At 64.1% G+C, this 16,869-nt stretch carries 14 protein-coding genes; 5 read left to right on the top strand and 9 right to left on the bottom strand.

Annotation, left to right across the window (positions count from 1 at the left end; translation table 11 throughout):
- Positions 1–40: 40 nt before the first annotated feature.
- From DY201_RS18825 to DY201_RS18835, 3 genes are all read left to right on the top strand, one after another.
- Positions 41–226, top strand: coding sequence for a hypothetical protein (locus tag DY201_RS18825; RefSeq protein ID WP_115732509.1), 186 nt, complete (start codon positions 41–43; stop codon positions 224–226).
- 67 nt (positions 227–293) lie between these two features.
- Positions 294–1,220, top strand: coding sequence for a sulfite exporter TauE/SafE family protein (locus DY201_RS18830; RefSeq protein WP_115732510.1), 927 nt, complete (start codon positions 294–296; stop codon positions 1,218–1,220).
- On the top strand, positions 1,220–2,002 hold the full coding sequence (locus DY201_RS18835) for a TIGR02186 family protein (protein WP_115732511.1): 783 nt from the start codon (positions 1,220–1,222) through the stop codon (positions 2,000–2,002). Before DY201_RS18830 ends, DY201_RS18835 begins: the two co-directional genes overlap by 1 nt.
- 218 nt (positions 2,003–2,220) lie before the next feature.
- Here the strand turns inward: DY201_RS18835 and rbsK are convergent, their stop codons facing one another.
- The 4 genes from rbsK to deoC all read right to left on the bottom strand — a co-directional run bounded on the left by rbsK (position 2,221) and on the right by deoC (position 7,296).
- A complete protein-coding gene (rbsK, locus tag DY201_RS18840; RefSeq protein WP_115733874.1) occupies positions 2,221–3,153 on the bottom strand; it encodes a ribokinase in 933 nt (310 codons plus the stop codon).
- 29 nt (positions 3,154–3,182) lie between these two features.
- Positions 3,183–3,749 (bottom strand): nucleoside 2-deoxyribosyltransferase, encoded by a 567-nt coding sequence (locus DY201_RS18845; RefSeq protein ID WP_115732512.1) that lies wholly within the window; start codon positions 3,747–3,749, stop codon positions 3,183–3,185.
- 114 nt (positions 3,750–3,863) lie between these two features.
- A complete protein-coding gene (locus DY201_RS18850; RefSeq protein ID WP_115729746.1) occupies positions 3,864–6,233 on the bottom strand; it encodes an aldehyde dehydrogenase family protein in 2,370 nt (789 codons plus the stop codon).
- Positions 6,234–6,306: 73 nt separating this feature from the next.
- Positions 6,307–7,296 carry a deoxyribose-phosphate aldolase gene (gene deoC / locus DY201_RS18855; protein ID WP_172582961.1) on the bottom strand — a complete coding sequence of 330 codons (990 nt, stop codon included), beginning with the start codon at positions 7,294–7,296 and terminating at the stop codon, positions 6,307–6,309.
- 266 nt (positions 7,297–7,562) lie between these two features.
- Between deoC and DY201_RS18860 the strand changes: the two genes are divergently transcribed.
- Complete coding sequence (locus DY201_RS18860; RefSeq protein ID WP_245432037.1) at positions 7,563–8,309, top strand: DeoR/GlpR family DNA-binding transcription regulator; 747 nt, start codon at positions 7,563–7,565, stop codon at positions 8,307–8,309.
- 67 nt (positions 8,310–8,376) lie between these two features.
- On the opposite strand, the gene DY201_RS18865 is transcribed toward DY201_RS18860, so the two are convergent.
- Genes DY201_RS18865 through DY201_RS18875 form a run of 3 tightly spaced genes read right to left on the bottom strand, consistent with a single transcriptional unit; the run spans position 8,377 to position 12,419 of the window.
- Positions 8,377–9,354, bottom strand: coding sequence for a nucleoside hydrolase (locus DY201_RS18865; protein ID WP_115732514.1), 978 nt, complete (start codon positions 9,352–9,354; stop codon positions 8,377–8,379).
- Positions 9,354–11,573: an arylsulfatase gene (locus DY201_RS18870; RefSeq protein WP_115732515.1), complete on the bottom strand. Its 2,220-nt coding sequence runs from the start codon at positions 11,571–11,573 to the stop codon at positions 9,354–9,356. Before DY201_RS18870 ends, DY201_RS18865 begins: the two co-directional genes overlap by 1 nt.
- A 15-nt stretch (positions 11,574–11,588) precedes the next feature.
- Positions 11,589–12,419, bottom strand: a complete 831-nt coding sequence (locus DY201_RS18875; RefSeq protein ID WP_115732516.1) for a formylglycine-generating enzyme family protein — start codon at positions 12,417–12,419, stop codon at positions 11,589–11,591.
- 224 nt (positions 12,420–12,643) lie between these two features.
- Between DY201_RS18875 and DY201_RS18880 the strand changes: the two genes are divergently transcribed.
- On the top strand, positions 12,644–13,588 hold the full coding sequence (locus DY201_RS18880; RefSeq protein WP_165915766.1) for a LysR family transcriptional regulator: 945 nt from the start codon (positions 12,644–12,646) through the stop codon (positions 13,586–13,588).
- Positions 13,589–13,701: 113 nt separating this feature from the next.
- Here the strand turns inward: DY201_RS18880 and DY201_RS18885 are convergent, their stop codons facing one another.
- Both DY201_RS18885 and DY201_RS18890 read right to left on the bottom strand, forming a co-directional pair.
- On the bottom strand, positions 13,702–15,933 hold the full coding sequence (locus DY201_RS18885) for an arylsulfatase (protein WP_115732518.1): 2,232 nt from the start codon (positions 15,931–15,933) through the stop codon (positions 13,702–13,704).
- Between the two features lie 108 nt (positions 15,934–16,041).
- Positions 16,042–16,866 carry an ABC transporter permease gene (locus tag DY201_RS18890; protein WP_115732519.1) on the bottom strand — a complete coding sequence of 275 codons (825 nt, stop codon included), beginning with the start codon at positions 16,864–16,866 and terminating at the stop codon, positions 16,042–16,044.
- Positions 16,867–16,869 lie beyond the last annotated feature (3 nt).

Raw genomic sequence — 16,869 nt, forward strand, 5'->3', positions numbered from 1 at the left:
TGATAATGTCTCCTGACCCGAACTTTACCGATGCAGCCAGATGCCAAAGACCCATAGACTGCTCGCCCTGAAGCGGATCTTCGCCGAATTGATCGGCGCCTGGACGCGCGGACAGTATCATCCGGAAAGGCACTATATGCGTGGCCCCGGTCCAGCCACGCTGAGCAAGACGATGCCGCACAACACGCATCCTCGACATGGCGGGCGCCATCCCGAACAGGCGTAGCAGCAGCCGGTGATATCGAGGGCCTCCAGTTGGGTCCCGAGCAGCCATTTCATGAGAAGTATCGCGGGTGGGCATTTATCTCCCGATTGCTGAGATGTCGGTCAATGTGTTCGTGCTCCTTGCGATGGGTGCGGCGGTCGGCTTCCTGTCGGGCATGTTCGGGGTCGGCGGCGGTTTCCTGATCACGCCGCTTCTGATCTTCTACAACATCCCGCCCGCCATCGCTGTCGCCACCGGCGCCAACCAGGTCATCGCCTCGTCCTTCTCCGGCGCGCTCGCCCATCTCAAGCGCGGCACGCTCGACTTCAAGCTCGGCACGGTGCTGCTTGTCGGTGGCATCGCCGGCTCGGCGGCCGGCGGCTTCGTCTTTGCGCTGCTGCGCGCTATCGGCCAGCTCGACCTGTTCATCTCTTTGCTCTACGTCGTTTTCCTCGGCACCGTCGGCGGGCTGATGCTGATCGAAAGCGTCAATGCGCTGCGCCTGACCAAGGGCGGCGTGCCGCCGGCCTTGAAGAAGTCGGGCCAGCACAACTGGATCCACCGCCTGCCCTTCAAGATGCGCTTCCGCACCTCGAAGCTGTTCGTCTCGGTCATCCCGGTGCTCGGCATCGGCGCCGGCATCGGCTTCCTCTCCGCCATCATGGGCGTCGGCGGCGGCTTCATCATGGTGCCGGCGCTGATCTACCTGCTCAAGGTGCCGACCAACGTCGTCGTCGGCACCTCGTTGTTCCAGATCGTCGTCGTTTCGGCCTTCACCACCTTGGTGCACGCCTCGACCAACCAGACCGTCGACATCATCCTGGCGCTGGTGCTGATGGTCGGCGGCGTTGCCGGCGCCCAATACGGCGCCAAGGCCGGCCAGAAGCTGCGCGGCGAACAGCTGCGCGCGCTGCTCGCACTGCTGGTGCTTGCCGTTGCCTTGCGCCTCGGCTTCGACCTGTTCGTCAAGCCGCAGAACCTCTATTCGCTGACCGGCGTGAGCGGGCTTCTGTGATGCGGGTCGCGGCATGTCTCGCAGCCCTGATGCTGGCGGCAGCCCTTCCGGCCCGCGCCCAGGAGCCGGCGCATCCCGAAAGCATCCAGATCGGGCTCTCGACCGACCGCGTCGCCATCACCGCCGACTTCGCCGGTGCCGACCTCACCATCTTCGGGGCGCTCGAAAACGCCGACCCGCTGATCAACCGCCAGGGCCGCTACGACGTCTATGTCGTGCTCGAGGGTCCGGCACGGCCGGTGGTGGTGCGGCGCAAGAGCCGCGTGCTCGGCATGTGGATCAACACCCAGTCCGAAACCTTCGTCAACGTGCCGATGTCCTATTCGGTGGCGACCACCCGCCAGCCGCAGGACATCACCGATCCCAACAACTACCGCCAGCTCTCGCTCGGCGCCAACAACATCTACATGGAGCCCGAGGACAAGCGCGACAGCCCGCTGACCATCCAGGAGTTCACCGACGCGCTGCGCGAGCGCAAGCTGGCGACCGGGCTCTACTCCGACAATATCGGCGGCGTGCAGTTCCTGTCGCAGAGCCTGTTCCGCGCCACGCTGCACCTTGCCCCCAACGTTCCGGTCGGCACCCACAAGGCGCGTGCCTTCCTGTTTCGCAACGGCATCTTCATCAAGGAAACCTCGGCCCAGCTGGCCATCGTGAAGTCGGGCTTCGAGCAGACCATCTTTCGCTTCGCCACCGACCACGGCTTCGGCTACGGCCTCTTCGCCATCGGTCTCGCCATGCTCACCGGTTGGCTCGGCAGGATCATCTTCAGGAAGGATTGAAGCGGGGCGTCGCAGGGATTGAGTGGCGTTGGACTGCAGCGAGCGGCCACCCGTCCTTCGTCATCCCAGAGGCTTGCCCCCGGAGATCCATGCCGTGAAACGGTGGCGAGGGCCTGCGGCGGTCAAAGACTGGTCGATAGCATGGCGACGGCGGGGTGGGACATCAGGTCCGGCCCGCACCAGGCTTTCAGCCGGCACCGACGATGGCGGGATCGGCCCTAACCGTTGGCGCGGATGAAGGCTTCGATTTCGGCCCGCGTCGGCATAGAAGGGGCTGTGCCCGGCTTCTGCACCGAAAGTGCGGCCACCGCCGCGCCGAAGCGGACGGCATCGACCGGGCTGCGGCCTTCGGCAATCGCAACGGCGAAGCCGCCGTTGAACGCGTCTCCCGCCCCCGTCGTGTCGACGACCTTGGTTACCTTGAAAGCCGGGACGAAATGCGTGCCGGCCTCGCCGTGCAGCAGCGCGCCCTTGGCGCCCAGTGTGATGAGCGCATTGCGGGCGCCACGCCTGACCAGGCTGGCTGCCGCCTGCAGCGCGCCCTCGTCCGTTGCCGTATCGATCCCGGTCAAAGTCGCGGCTTCGGTTTCGTTGGGGGTGACGTAATCGCAATTGACGTAGATGGCGTCGTCGACCGGCAGCGCGGGCGCCGGATTGAGGATGGTGGTGACGCCGTGGCTGCGTGCCAGGCGAAGGCCTTCGATGGCCGTCTCGATGGGCTGCTCGAACTGGGTGACGAAGACCCTGGCGCCGCTGATCAGCCCTTCCGCGGCGCGGACATCGGCGGGGCTCAGATTGGCCGCAGCGCCGCTCTCGATGATGATCGCGTTGTCGCCTGTCTTCGAGGAGACGAAGATGAACGCCGCCCCCGTCGGGGCGACCTCGTCGATCAGCACGCGCGAGGTGTTCACCCCATCCCGTGACCAGGCCTGCATGGCCATGTCACCGAAAGAATCCTGCCCGACACGGGTGATCATGGCGGAACGCGCGCCGGCGCGTGCGGCTGCGATCACCTGGTTGGAGCCCTTGCCGCCGGGACCCATGGCAAAACCCTGGCCAAGCAGTGTCTCGCCGACAACCGGCAGCCGCTCGGCCTTGAAGGCCAGGTCGGCGACAAAGGTTCCAAGCACGACGATATCGGCACGATCCATCACATTGTCTCCCATTCCGAACATGAAAATCAGCGCGGGAACCTGGCCGCAGCCAGCCGCAGGCATTGCTCGAAGGCCTGATGGTCGGTGTACAGCGCCTCGGCCGCAACCTCGCGCGTGACGATCGTGCCGCCACGCGCCTCGATGCCGCCGTCGAGCATGAGATTGTCGATCATCTCGAAATCTTCGACGGCCAGTCCATCCGGCCCCCGCGGCCTGCCCTGCGCGTCGGCCTCGATGCGCCCGTCATAGAGCACAGCTACCCGAGCATAGTGATCGCCAACCGTGTTGGAAAACGCATAGGCGGGGCAGCCGCGGGCACACATGAAGCCGAGTTCGAATGCCGTACCGATATCCGCCGCGATGCCACGGAATGGCGTCAGATTGGCGATGATCATGTCCGCGCTCATCATCAGGCGTTCGTTGATCGAGCTGATGGCAAGCCCTTTCGCCCTTTTGGTATCGGTCGCCGGCACCTCGAGATCGCCGGGAGAGACCGGAACGAAGCCGTAGCGCCTGGTCAATTCGATCTTGCGATCAAGCACCTCGCGCGCATTAGGCAGAAAGACTTCGGGGCCGGCAAGATAGATTTTCATGAATACGTGCTCTCGGACTGGACGTTGTTTGCGGAAGGCCCGGGGCCGCAGGGGAGTAAGGGAGTAAGGGAAGAAGATAACCCTATTCCCCTATTCCCCTATTCCCCTATTCCCCTAGTCGCCGTATGGGACCCAGACGTTCTTGATCTCGATGGCGCGGCGGAGGAAGGCTTCGCCCTGGGCGGTCGGCCAGTCGAGGCTGCGGCCGTGGCCGGTCCAGACGCGCTTGAGATTGCCCGTCGATTCAGCTTCCGCTTTGGCGCAGATCTCGGCTTCGGCAACGACCCAGAGGCCGTCGACGTCGTCGTGCTTGGCAAGCACGGCTGTGAGTTCGGCGGTATGCCCGGTGACGATGTTGATCGCGCCTGCAGGGACATCTGAGTACTCGAGCACCTGGTAGAGGTCGGTGGCAACGAGCGGGGCAGTGGTCGAGGGCACCACGACCGTGGTGTTGCCCATGGCAAGTGCCGGAGCGATCAGCGAGATCAGGCCGAGCAGCGGGGCTTCGTCAGGGGCGACGATGCCGATCACGCCGACCGGTTCGTGCAGGGCAAGGGTGACTGTGCGTGCCGGCGGCTGGTGCACCCTGCCCTCGAACTTGTCGGCCATGCCGGCGTAGTAGAACAGCCGCTCGATCGAGGCTTCGACTTCTGCCTTGGCAGCCTTGTGGGCAGCACCGGTCAGTTCGACGATGCGGGCAGCGAACTCTTCCGTGCGGCCCGACAGGTTCTCGGCGAGGTAATAGAGCACCTGCGCCCGGTTGTAGGCGGTCGCCTCCGGCCAGGCCTTGCAGGCACGCGCCGCCGAGACCGCGTCGCGGATGTCCTTGCGGCTGCCCAAGCCGACCTCGCCCGCGAGTTTGCCCTTGGAAGTCAGAACCGGCAGCGAATAGTTGCCGTCGGGGCGCACCTGCTTGCCTGCGATGAACAGCTTTGCGGTGCGGTCGATGCCATGGCTTTCGCCATTGTCCCGCGCTGCCTGCCTGGGCGCCGTCGACGGCTTGATGACAGGGCCATGCGGCTCGCTCGGCGCCAGATATTCCTCCAGCCCCTCGCGCCCGCCCTCGCGGCCAAAGCCACTCTCGCGGTAGCCGCCGAAGCCACAGGCGGCATCGAACATGTTGGTGCCGTTGATCCAGACCACTCCGGCCTTGAGCTGCGGGGCGACATGCAAGGCGAGATTGACGTTCTCGCTCCACACCGAGGCGGCAAGGCCAAAACGGGTGTTGTTGGCAAGTTCGACCGCCTCCTCGGTGTTGCGGAAGCTCATGGTGGCGAGCACCGGACCGAACACCTCCTCCTGGGCGAGGATGTTGGCAGGTGCGACACCGGTCGCCAGCGTCGGCAGGTGATAATAGCCTTGTGATGGCACATCCTGGTCGGGCTGCCAGCAGACAGCACCTTGTCTTGCACCTTCCTCGACAAGGCGCCTGACGCGGTCGAGCTGGGTCTTGTCGACCAGCGGGCCGATGTCGGTGTTCTTGTCCAGGGGGGAACCAACGCGCAGCCGGCTCATCCGTGTCTTGACCTTGGCGATGAAGGCCTCGGCAACGCTCTCCTGCACCAGAAGCCGCGAGCCGGCGCAGCAGACCTGGCCCTGGTTGAACCAGATGCCGTCGACAAGCCCTTCGACGGCGCTGTCGAGATCGGCGTCCTCAAAGACGATGAAGGCCGACTTGCCGCCGAGTTCCAGCGACAGTTTCTTGCCCGAGCCGGCGGTTGCCTTGCGGATGATCTTGCCGACTTCCGACGAGCCGGTGAACGCGATCTTGTCGATGCCGGGGTGGTTGACGATCGCAACCCCTGTCTCGGGTCCGCCCTGGACGATGTTGACCACGCCCTTGGGCACACCTGCACGTTCGCAGATCTCGGCGAAGAGAATGGCCGTCAGCGGCGTGAACTCGGCCGGCTTCAGGACAACGGTGCAGCCGGTGGCAAGAGCGGGTGCGATCTTCCAGGCCAGCATCAAAAGCGGAAAGTTCCACGGGATGATCTGGCCGACGACACCGGCTGCCTTGCGGCCAGGGAACTCCCGGTCGAGCGACTGGGCCCAGCCGGCATGGTGGATGAAGTGGCGGATCGCCAATGGCACGTCGATGTCGCGGCTCTCGCGGATCGGCTTGCCGTTGTCGAGGCTTTCCAGCACCGCAAACAGGCGCTGGTGGCGCTGCATGGCGCGGCCGATGGCATAAAGCACCTTGGCCCGCTCATAACCCGAGGCAGCACTCCATTTGGGCAACGCCTTGCGCGCTGCTGCCACCGCCGTCTCGATGTCGGCGGCGGAGGCATCGGAGACCTTGGCCAGAAGCTTGCCATCAGAGGGATCGGATGTGTCGAAGCTCTTGCCGTCGATGCCGGCGCGCCAGTCGCCCGCGATGAACAGCGCCTTCGAGAAGTCGCGGGCCGCAAGCCAGGCATCGGCTTCGCTGCGGGCCTCGGGGGCTGGGGCATAATCCATGGCGTGGTATCGTTCGAGGATGTTCATGAGGGGCTCCGGACTTTGCGGCGCGAGGATCGGGCGGGGGGCGCGAAGGAACGCGGCATGGCCAGGTCGCCCCTCACGCCATGGCGTGGCGGTGGTTGGCCGAGTAGCGGCCGCTGATGTGGTGTTCGAGCTGGCGTTCGATGTCGGTCAACAGGCTCGACGCGCCGAAGCGGAACAGCTCAGGCTCGAGCCAGGGCCGGCCAAGCTCTTCCTTCATCAGCACCAGCCAGTCGAGCGAGACCTTGGCCGTCGAGATGCCGCCGGCCGGCTTGAAGCCAATGAGATAGCCGGTCTGCTCGTGATAGGCGCGGATCGCCCTGACCATGGCGAGGCCGACGGGCAGCGTCGCGTTGACGCTTTCCTTGCCGGTCGAGGTCTTGATGAAATCGGCACCCGCCATCATCGCCACCATCGAGGCGAGCGTGACATTGCGCAAAGTCGCCAGATCGCCGGTGCCGAGGATGACCTTGAGATGGGCCGCGCCGCAGGCAGCGCGCATCTGCCTGATCTCGTCATAAAGCTCCTGCCACTTCGCACCGAACACCAGTCCGCGCGGAATGACGACGTCGATCTCGTCGGCGCCGTCGGCAACCGATGCCTCGATCTCGGCGAGACGTGTCGACAACGGCGCCAGGCCATGCGGAAAGGCCGTCGACACCGCAGCGACATGGATGCCCGACCCCTTCACCGCCTCGACAGCCGCCGCCACGAACGGATGATAGACGCAGACCGCCGCCGGCCGGATCAGCACCTCGCCCAGTCCCAGCGCCTCGGTCAGATCGCGGCGCAGCGGGTTCAGCGCCTTGGCACAGAGCCGGCGCACACGCTCGTCGGTGTCGTTGGAGTTGAGCGTCGTCAGGTCCATCAGCGAGATCGACCTGAGCAACCAGGCAGCCTGATTGTCGGCCTTGATCGAGCGCCTCTTGGTCAGCGTGCCGACCCGCCGCTCCAGCGCCGAACGGTTGACACTGCGCATCGATTCCAGAAATCCCAAATCCAGCGCCATGCCGGGGTTGCGCGGCGGGCCGACATCGGCATCTGACGCAGCACGCACCACGCGCATGACCGCGCCGCTGCCCTCATTCATTTCCATTGCCAATCCCACGACAAGATCCATCAAAGCGCTACCGGACAAGCAGCCACCACGATGTTTGTGCTTCGATCGAGAGCACGATCATGGAGCCGCCGCGACTGAAAAAGGCATTATACCTGTTATAATGTCAACATCATATTGTTATAATTCTCACAAAAAGTCCGACGATATCCTGCAAACTTGTACTGCCTGGACCAACTTGTTACGTCTCTGACATTCAACGATGGGAGTCTCCCGTGGCGAAAGCCGGCTCAGCAAAAGCGCAGCGCATGGAGCGCCTCCAGGCAGAGCTGGCACAAGGCCGGGCGCTGCACATCAGCGCCGTCGCGAAACTCCTTGACGTCTCCGAAATGACAGTGCGTCGCGACATCCAGCAGAACCCGGACAAACTGGGCTATCTCGGCGGTTATGTCGTGCCGCGCGGCATGTTCGAACCGGAGAACTCCTACACTCTCGATATGGCTGCCGATCAGCAGCGCGACGCCAAACGACGCGCCTGTGAAGCCGCCCTGCGTTACGTCAGGGCCGAAGAGACAATCTTCATCGACTGCGGCACGACGCTCATCGAATTGGTCGACCTCATCCCCAACGACATGCCGCTTACCGTTGTCTGTTACGCGCTCAACGTTGCCGAGCGGCTGGCACACAAACCGAACGTGACGCTGGTGATGCTCGGCGGCGTCTATTATCCCGCTTCGGCCACCTTCTTCGGCCCAGAGGCGCTGGCCACCATCGCATCGCTGGGCATCAACGTGGCCTTGTTGTCGGCCGCCGGTTTCGACTGGGCGCGAGGCGCGACCTGCGCACATTTCCACGAGGCCGAGATAAAGCGAAAGGTCATGGCCACTGCCAGCCGCAACATACTCGTGATCGACACCAGCAAGGTAGGCAGACTGCGCTCCGTCCTGTTCGCCGAAAGCAGCAGCTTCGACGCGGTTGTCACAGAACGCAGTGAGGATGAGACCTCCCAGCGCTCCACATGAGACAGCCGGGCTCGTGCCGGCGCCGGCCATTGCCCTGGCACGGGGATTGCGCCGACTATCTGCACCGTCAGCGTCCAGAGCTGCCCAGGATCGTGCGGCGGAACAGCTGCGCAAGACGGGCGCCATCGACCGCAAGCGCGACATCGACAGGTTGCCCCAGGCTTGCGCCACTCAGCTCGGATTCGCCGCGATGGGAACGACGGTCGACGATCGTCTGGCCGCGCGACCGCGATCCATCCGTGCAGACGCTGACCGGAAACCTGTGCGTCGTCAGGCCGGCGGGGTCGACAACGGCGCAGACCGTGCCGGCATCGCCCAGGGCTGCGATGGTACCGGCAGGGATGCGTTTCTGGTCGGAATCCTTGACCGCCATGTGCCGGAACAGCTTGGCGCACAACTGCGCCACCGGCCGGCTCGACCTTTCGAGTGCCGCGACATCATCCTCCGACACGGCCGCGCTGTAGAAGACGTCGAGCCCGTACATGACAGTCGGGATGCCGCTGTCGACGACGATCGCCGCCGCTTCCGGGTCGGCCCAGCTGTTGAATTCGGCGACCGGCGTTGCATTGCCTATGCTGGCGCTGCCGCCCATGAAGACGATCCGCTCGAGCCGGGCCGCCACCTCAGGATACATGCGCACCAGGAGCGCCACATTGGTGAGCGGTGCCAGCGCGATCAGTGTCGGCGGTGTCGGGCTGGCCAGTATCTGTTGGCGCATGAGCTCGACGGCATGGATGTCGCTGCCGCCCTCCTCCGGGACGTCGAGCTCAAGCCCGGCGAGACCGTTATGGCCGTGGACATGGGCGGCGTCGCGCGGGGCGGCGATCAGCGGACGCGAGGCACCGCGGGCGACGGGGACGTGTCCTGCGCCGGCAATGGAAAGGACGGTACGGGTGTTGCGGTAGACGTTGTCGAGCGAGGCGTTGCCGGCAACGCAGGTCACTGCCCGCAGGTTGATATCAGGGTGGAGTGCCGCAAATGACAGCGCCAGCGCGTCATCGACGCCGGTATCGACATCGATCAGAACTTCGACGAGATGTGCCATCACTCAGTGCTTTCCATTGCTTCAGCTACGTCCTCGATCAGCGGCTGGTCGAGGAAGTCTATGGTCAAGGTCTCAAACGACCGCTTGGGGTAAGCGAAGTCGGCGGGATAGGCGCTGGAGACCCTGTCCGCCGCATCTGTGCCGACATCGATCCCCCAGAACGACAGATGTGCGGCGGTCACCGGAATACGTGCCGACCCTACCCTCCGGCGGCCGTGCAGCAAGACGATTTCGGCAGAATGGCCGTTTCGGTTGTGGAGAGCAAATCCGGCCTCGCATGTTCCCGAGGGCAGCACGGCATCGGCGACGCAGACGACACGGTGGCCGAGTTGCACATGTTCGAAGCTCAGGCGCCCGTCCATGACATAAAGCACGTAGCCGCCTTGCGCGTCGCCACTCGAGACCAGCACGCCATCTTCGCCGGCGGCGCGATCGCGAAACGATGCAGTGACGACCATGGATCGTTCCGAACCCGCGATCATGCTGCTGATCGGCACATGGCTCTGGCCCGGGCGGAAGACCAACCTGTCGCGTGACATCAACCCAATGGGCGGCCGCGCGCGCAGCAATTGCACCAGCGTACGGTCATCTAGCGGCAGCACGTTGTTGGCCTCAGCTTCCTGCCACCAGCGGCCGATCATTTCCTTGAGCAGGTCCGGCTCCTGCCCGGCACAATCCTGCGATTCCGAAAAATCGCCCTCGGTGTCGTAGAGCCGCCAATTGTCGTCCTCATAGGCATCGCCCTGGCGATGCTCGGTGACCGCCCGCCAACCTTCATGCCAAATCGCGCGATGACCGAGGTTCTCCCAATATTGCGTGGCCCGCGGCGCCGGTGCATCGGCAGCATCAAAGGTCGATGCGATGCTGCGGCCGTCACAGGGCAACGGATGGTCGAGACCCGCCAGCGACATGATTGTCGGCGCGAGGTCGATGACATGGGAGAACTGCGTCCTGACTTCGCCTGTCGAGGCGATGCCGCCGGGCCACGACACCACCATCGGCGAGCGCACGCCGCCAAGATCGACATGCTGCTTGTAGCGGCGGAAGGGCGTGTTGCCCGCCATGGCCCAGCCTTGCGGATAGTGTGCGCCGCCGTGACGGGTGCCTATATGGTCGAGGCGCTTGAGCTGTTCGTCGACGCTCTGCGGCAGGCCGCTATAAGGCGCGTTGGTGTCGACTGCGCCATCCTTGCCGCCTTCGCGGCTGGCGCCGTTGTCGGAGAGCACGATGATCAGCGTGTTGTCGAGTTCGTCAAGTCTTGCCAGCTCATCGACCAGGCGGCCGAGATGCAGGTCGGTGTGCTCGAGGAAACCGGCATAGGCCGCCTGAAGATGCGTGTAGAGCAGTTTCTGCTCGTCGGAGAGCGTGTTCCAGGCCGAAACCTCTTCGTTGCGCGGCGCGAGTTCGGTCTCTTCAGGTGCGATGCCAAGCGCCTTCTGGCGCAGCAAGCGGTCCTCCCGCGTCACGTCCCAGCCCTTGGCGAAGACATCGACATAGGGTTCGATGAAGGAGCGCGGCGCCTGGAACGGTGCATGGGTTGCGCCGAAGGCCAGCTGCAGGAAAAACGGCTCCTCGTCGCGGAAGACGGTGTGGTCGCGGACATAAGAAATCGCCCGGTCGACCAGATCCTCGGTGAGGTGGTAATCCTGGGGAAATTCGCGGTCGACCTGGTGGTTGTCCTCGCACAGCTCGGGCGTCATCTGATCGGTGCATCCGGGAAGGAAGCCATAGAACCGGTCGAAGCCCCGGCCGAGCGGCCAGTTGTGATAGGGTCCAGCCGGCGAAATCTCATGCGACGGCGTCAGGTGCCACTTGCCGACCAGATAGCTGCCATAACCCTGCTCGCGCAGCATGGCCGGCAGCAGCGCCACGTCGCGGTCGATGCAGCCGCGCGAATTCGGGAAGCCGGTGTCGGTGTCGGACAGAAAACGCATGCCGACGGCATGGTGGTTGCGTCCGGTCAGCAGACAGGTGCGCGTCGGCGAGCAGAGCGGCGTGACGTGGAAATTGGTGTAGCGCAGCCCGCGCGCAGCCAGCCGGTCGATTGTCGGGGTCGCAATTTCCGAACCGAAGCAGCCAAAGTCAGCCCAGCCGGTGTCGTCCAGGACGACAACGACGATATTGGGTTTCTGTTGCTTGTGGTTGCGGCTCGTCGGCCACCAGGGCGTCGACTCCGCGACGGTGCGGCCGACATGGCCCGGAAACTTGTCATGTTTCATTGCAGTTCCTCGAAATCAGAAAGATCCGGCTGATGGCGCCGGCAGGTCGGCCGTGCATCGAAAGCCAAGGTGGCTCGAGGCTGCGTCGACGGAGTTGGAGGTGCGCGCCGAGACGCGATAACGATTGCAGTGGCTGCGGTGGCAGAGATAGGAGCCGCCGCGCATGGCCTTCAGTCGAGGCTGGCTCTGCGACCAGCTGTCCGACGTCCATTCCCAGACATTGCCCACCATGTTGAACAGGCCGTAGCCATTTGGCTCGAAGGCATCGGCAGGCGCTGTCGAGAGGAAGCCGTCCGCGGCCGTATTCTCCCGGGGAAAGCGCCCCTGCCAGATGTTGCAGCGGTGCCTGCCCTGCTCCAGCAGCTCGTTGCCCCAGGGATAGATCTTGTCTTCAAGCCCGCCTCTGGCAGCGATCTCCCATTCGCTCTCAGTCGGCAGCCGCTTGCCGCTCCAGAGTGCGTAGGCCACGGCGTCGTTCCAGGAAATGTGCACGACCGGATGGTCGTCGCGGTCGCGCCAATCGGTACCGGCGCCGTCGGGCTTCGACCAGTTTGCCCCGCGCACCGGCAACCACCATTCCCGCGATCCGGTCTGCAGCGAAAGCACGTCCTTTTCGGCACGGGGATGAAGCTGGGCGTAAAAGACGAAGGACCAGCCGATCCGTTCCGCCTCAGTGGCATAACCGGTCGCCTCAACGAAGCGGGCGAAAGCGCTGTTGGTCACCGTCGTCCTGTCGATCAGAAAGCCCGGGCTCGCGACCATCCGCCGGGGACCCTCGCGATCCTCGGGATAGGCTTCGGAGCCGTCATGGCCGATGCGCCAGATGCCGGCGGGGACAGCGGCCATGCCGGAGATGTCTGCGCGACGAGGCGCTGGCGTGGCGGCATATGAAGGCGCCGGTTGCAGCTCGCTTTCCCGGACGGGTGAACAACACGACATCGAGGCATTTCCTGGTGATGCCCGGATTTTCAACTCCCGGCGACAACAGGATTATTTGACAAAGCCCTGTCCGGAGCCAATACATTTAGGCTTGAAGGCAATTCCAATAGGTTATGAGTCAGGCGCCCGCGATGTCGTTCGAAGTCCCCAATCTGACGCTGCTCAAGCACTTCGTCACGGTCGCCGAGGACAAGGGAATATCAAAGGCCGCAAAGCGGCTGCGCATTTCCCAGCCGGCGCTCTCCAAGAACATCAAGCGGCTGGAGGAGATGCTCGGCACGCGCCTGTTCGAGCGTCATTCCGGCGGCGCGGACCTGACGCCGACCGGTCAGGCCTTCTTCAACCGGGCCCAGATCATCGGGCTCGAATACGAGCATGCGGTGCAGGAAATACGCAACCTTCTGTCCGAGCAGGATGCCACCATCAGGGTGGCGGCGGGCCCGATCTGGTCGTCGACGATCCTGCCGCCGGCCGCCTCACGCTTTCACCGGCGTTTTCCCAGGCATCGGCTTTCGGTGCAGACGGGACCCGTCGACCAGCTGATCGAGGATCTGCGGCTTGGCCGGGTCGACATCTTCGCCGGCGCGGTGATTGCAAAGAGCAGGCTGCCTGGCTTCACGTCGCGCCGCGTCGCCAAGGCGCAGATCGGCATCATGTGCGCCGAGCATCATCCTCTCGCCAAGGTAGAGGGACCGGTCGACCCGATGGAGCTGGTCAAATACCCGTTCGTCTCGTTCAACCTGAACAGGGACGTGCTGAAGATGCTGTCCGACTGGCTGAAGGACCGGGGGGCTCCGCCTGCCCGCTACCTGCTCGAAACCAGCTCGATCTTCACCTGCGCCGAGCTGGCGCGCTCGGGCGACTATCTGTTCTTCGAGTCGACGATGGTGGCCAGCAGCCCGATCGGACACGGATTGAAGGTGCTCAAGACCGACAAGGAGATCTTCCAGTACGATCTGGGCTTCGTGTTCCGGGAGGGAATGGACCGTCTGCCCGCCCATAGCGGACTGATGAAGGCGATGGTCGAGGTGTTCGAAAACAGGGGCTTGCGCACCCCGCAGAGCGCCGCCGAATAGGCGGCGCCCTGGTGCAATTCCAGTAAGACCGTACAGCGGCTTCCCCAAGGGAATTGCGCAAAAACAAGAAGATAGAGCGTTCAGCGAATAAATCGGAAACACTCTGTCAGGCGTCAGTCGATTTCGCCGCTGGGCGGCACGATCTCGCGGTCATCGCCAAGTTCGATCACCAGCCGGTGCAATTTGCCGGTAAAGCGGAATTCACCGGAGATGCCGTCGCAGACCGGCGGCAAACCGCTTCGGCCGATGAACATCGGTGCCAGCGATATGCGCAACAGGGTCTGGTGCTCGCGCTCGCCGGCTTGCAGCTCGCCGTTGACGAAAAGGGCACCGATGCCCTTGAGCAGACCGGTCTTGCGGTACTCGAAGCCGAGGGAAATCGAGCCGAATGCGGTCAGCGGCGCGGATGCCAGACGCATGATCTCGCCGACGTGGTTGTAGCTGTAGTTCAGCCTGCCGTCCTTGAGGGAGAGCACGTAGCCGCTGCAATTGTTGCCATAGCTGACAAGCGTGCCTTCCGAACGTTGATCGATCGTCACCTCGGCGGTGATCCGATGCGAGGTGTCCTGGGTCAGCGGCGCCGCTGACGACGGGATGGATTCGAGCTGCGGATAAAAGACGTAGCGGCTGCGCGAACGGATGGAGTCGGGCTTCGCCTTGGCGCGGAAACGCACCTCGCGGTCGTCGAGAGGCATGACGTCGTACCGGCCGGCTTCCGCCCACCAGCGTTCCGTCATCTCGCGGAGCTTTGCCGGGTTCTCCCTGGCCAGATCGCGGGTCTCGTTGAAATCCTCGTCGAGCTTGTAGAGCTCCCAGTCGTCGAGCTCGAAGTCGTCGCCGCGCCGGTGCTTGGTGACGGCCTTCCAGCCCTTGTGCCAGATGCCGCGGTGGCCGAACATCTCGAAATATTGCGCGTCCTTGCGCGTATCTGCGTCAGGCGCGTCGAATGTGTAGGCAAAACTGGTGCCATGCACCGGCATCTGGGCGACGCCCCGGTAGACGTCGGGGGCGGTGACGCCACAGACCTCGAGCACCGTCGGCGTGATGTCGACGACGTGATGGAACTGATGACGGATGCTGCCCTTGTCGGCGATGCGCCTCGGCCACGACACGATCATCGGGTCGCGCACGCCGCCGCCATGGGTGAAGGACTTGAACAGGCGCAGCGGCGTGTTGCTGGCCTGGGCCCAGCCCCAGGAGTAGTTGCTGTTGCTCCTGGGGCCGCCGATCTCGTCGATTTCGGCCAGGTTGCGTTCGAATGATTCCGGGATCTGGTTGAAGCGCCTGAGCACGTTGGTCGTGCCCTCCGGGCCGCAGTCGATCGATGCGCCATTGTCGGAGATGACGACGATCAGCGTGTCGTCCAGCTTGCCTGTCGTCTCGAGGAGATCGAGCAGCCGGCCCAGCTGCTCGTCGGTGTATTCGAGGAAGCCGGCATAGGCCTGCTGCAACCTGACGGCGACCTTCTTCCGGTCGGCAGAGAGCAGGTCCCAGTTCTCGACGCCGGGGGCGTCGGGCGGCAGTTCGGTCGTTTCAGGCACCAGGCCCATCGCCTTCTGGCGTTCGAGCCGCCGCTGCCTGATGACGTCCCAGCCGCAGTCCCAGACGCCGTCATAGCGGTCCATATAGGCCCGGGGCACCTGATGGGGAAAATGGCCTGATGAAAAGGCCAGGTTCAGGAAAAACGGCGTCTCCGGTGCCAGCGAGACATGGGCACCGAGCATCGCCATCGCCTTGTCCACCAGATCGGCGGTCAGGTGGTAGCCGTCTTCGGGGGACTTCGGCTGGGCGACCGGGTGATTGTCCTCGACGAGCTCGGGATGATACTGATCGGTGCTGCCATTCATGAAACCGTAGAAGCGATGGAAGCCACGGCCGAGCGGCCACTGGTCGAACGGTCCGACGGCGGTGATCTCGTCGGTCTGCGCGACATGCCACTTGCCGACGGCGAAGTTGGCGTAGCCGGCACTGCCGAGCATTTCCGCGACCGTCGCTGCCCGATGCGAGATCGAGCCGCGGCCATTGCGGTAGCCGAAATCGAAATTGGCCAGGCAGCGCATGCCGACGGCGTGATGGTTGCGCCCGGTCAGCAGGCTGGCCCGCGTCGGCGAGCACATGGTGGTGGTGTGGAAGTTGCTGTAGCGCAACCCCGCCTGGGCAAGCCGGTCGAAATTGGGCGTGCGGATCTCCGAACCGAAGCAGCCCAGGTCGGCGAAACCGACATCGTCGAGAATGACATAGATGACGTTGGGGCTGCCCGGCGCCGGCCTGGGCCTGGTTTCAAACCAGCTGTCTGACTCGTGATAGGTGCGGCCGATACGGCCTGAAACAGGGTCGTTGGACATTGGGGCGCCTCGGATTTCGGATAAACCGGAGATGCCGCATCTCGCTCACCGACCATGCCGCATCGATCGGAACCCGGCCGGCCCTGGGGCAGGCCGGGTCTGTGGAGACTACATTGCCGCGCCGGGATCCCAGCGGATGATCCACTTCTCGAGCATCGAGACGATCGCAAAGCCGGTGATTGCGATGACCGACGCCGTCAGGATCGTCGCGAACAGCCGCGGCGCGTTGAAGTCGAACATGCTCTGCAGCAGGAGATAGCCGATGCCCTGGTTGGAGCCGATCCATTCGCCGACGATCGCGCCGAGCACGCACATCGTCACCGAAATCTTGAGCGCCGAGAAGATGTAGGGCAGCGCGCTGTAGATGCGGATCCGCAGGAAGACCTCGGTCTTGGAAGCGGACAGGACATGCATCAGTTCGAGCAGCTGCGGATTGACCGAGCGGAAACCGCGGACCGAATTGACCAGCGTCGGGAAGAAGCAGATCAGCGCCGCGATCACGATCTTGGGCTCGATGCCGTTGCCGAGGATGATCTTGAGCACCGGTGCAATCGCCACGATCGGGATCGTCTTGATCAGGATCGCGACGGGATAGAACATCTCCTCGACGACCTTGTTGTAGACGAAGGACACCGCCACCAGCAGCGCTATGGTGTTGCCCAGCAGAAAGCCCAGGAAGGCTTCGGTGATTGTCGGAACGGCTGCGTCCAGAAGCAGCGGCAGATCCCGGGAAAGCGCGCCGGCAACGTCGGTCGGCGCAGGCACCAGATAGGACGGCACGCCGAAGAGGGTGACGATGAGCTGCCACAGGACCAAGGTGAGCGAGAGACCAAGCACTGCCATGCCGAGCGTACGCATCACTTCGGGGCTTGGGAGGATGCTCCAGATGCGCGGCAAAGGCGCGGCGGTTTCGATGGAACGATCAACGCTCATGGC

The sequence above is a fragment of the Aminobacter aminovorans genome (genome assembly GCF_900445235.1).
Lineage (GTDB): Bacteria > Pseudomonadota > Alphaproteobacteria > Rhizobiales > Rhizobiaceae > Aminobacter > Aminobacter aminovorans.

What these genes read in the sequence shown, in the direction of transcription:
- DY201_RS18825 (WP_115732509.1), top strand. Translation starts at nt 41, where the DNA reads ATGCCAAAGACCCATAGACTGCTCGCCCTGAAGCGGATCTTCGCCGAA.
- DY201_RS18835 (WP_115732511.1), top strand. Translation starts at nt 1,220, where the DNA reads ATGCGGGTCGCGGCATGTCTCGCAGCCCTGATGCTGGCGGCAGCCCTT.
- rbsK (WP_115733874.1), bottom strand. Translation starts at nt 3,153, where the DNA reads ATGGATCGTGCCGATATCGTCGTGCTTGGAACCTTTGTCGCCGACCTG.
- DY201_RS18845 (WP_115732512.1), bottom strand. Translation starts at nt 3,749, where the DNA reads ATGAAAATCTATCTTGCCGGCCCCGAAGTCTTTCTGCCTAATGCGCGC.
- DY201_RS18850 (WP_115729746.1), bottom strand. Translation starts at nt 6,233, where the DNA reads ATGAACATCCTCGAACGATACCACGCCATGGATTATGCCCCAGCCCCC.
- deoC (WP_172582961.1), bottom strand. Translation starts at nt 7,296, where the DNA reads ATGCGCGTGGTGCGTGCTGCGTCAGATGCCGATGTCGGCCCGCCGCGC.
- DY201_RS18865 (WP_115732514.1), bottom strand. Translation starts at nt 9,354, where the DNA reads ATGGCACATCTCGTCGAAGTTCTGATCGATGTCGATACCGGCGTCGAT.
- DY201_RS18870 (WP_115732515.1), bottom strand. Translation starts at nt 11,573, where the DNA reads ATGAAACATGACAAGTTTCCGGGCCATGTCGGCCGCACCGTCGCGGAG.
- DY201_RS18875 (WP_115732516.1), bottom strand. Translation starts at nt 12,419, where the DNA reads ATGGCCGCTGTCCCCGCCGGCATCTGGCGCATCGGCCATGACGGCTCC.
- DY201_RS18880 (WP_165915766.1), top strand. Translation starts at nt 12,644, where the DNA reads ATGTCGTTCGAAGTCCCCAATCTGACGCTGCTCAAGCACTTCGTCACG.
- DY201_RS18885 (WP_115732518.1), bottom strand. Translation starts at nt 15,933, where the DNA reads ATGTCCAACGACCCTGTTTCAGGCCGTATCGGCCGCACCTATCACGAG.
- DY201_RS18890 (WP_115732519.1), bottom strand. Translation starts at nt 16,866, where the DNA reads ATGAGCGTTGATCGTTCCATCGAAACCGCCGCGCCTTTGCCGCGCATC.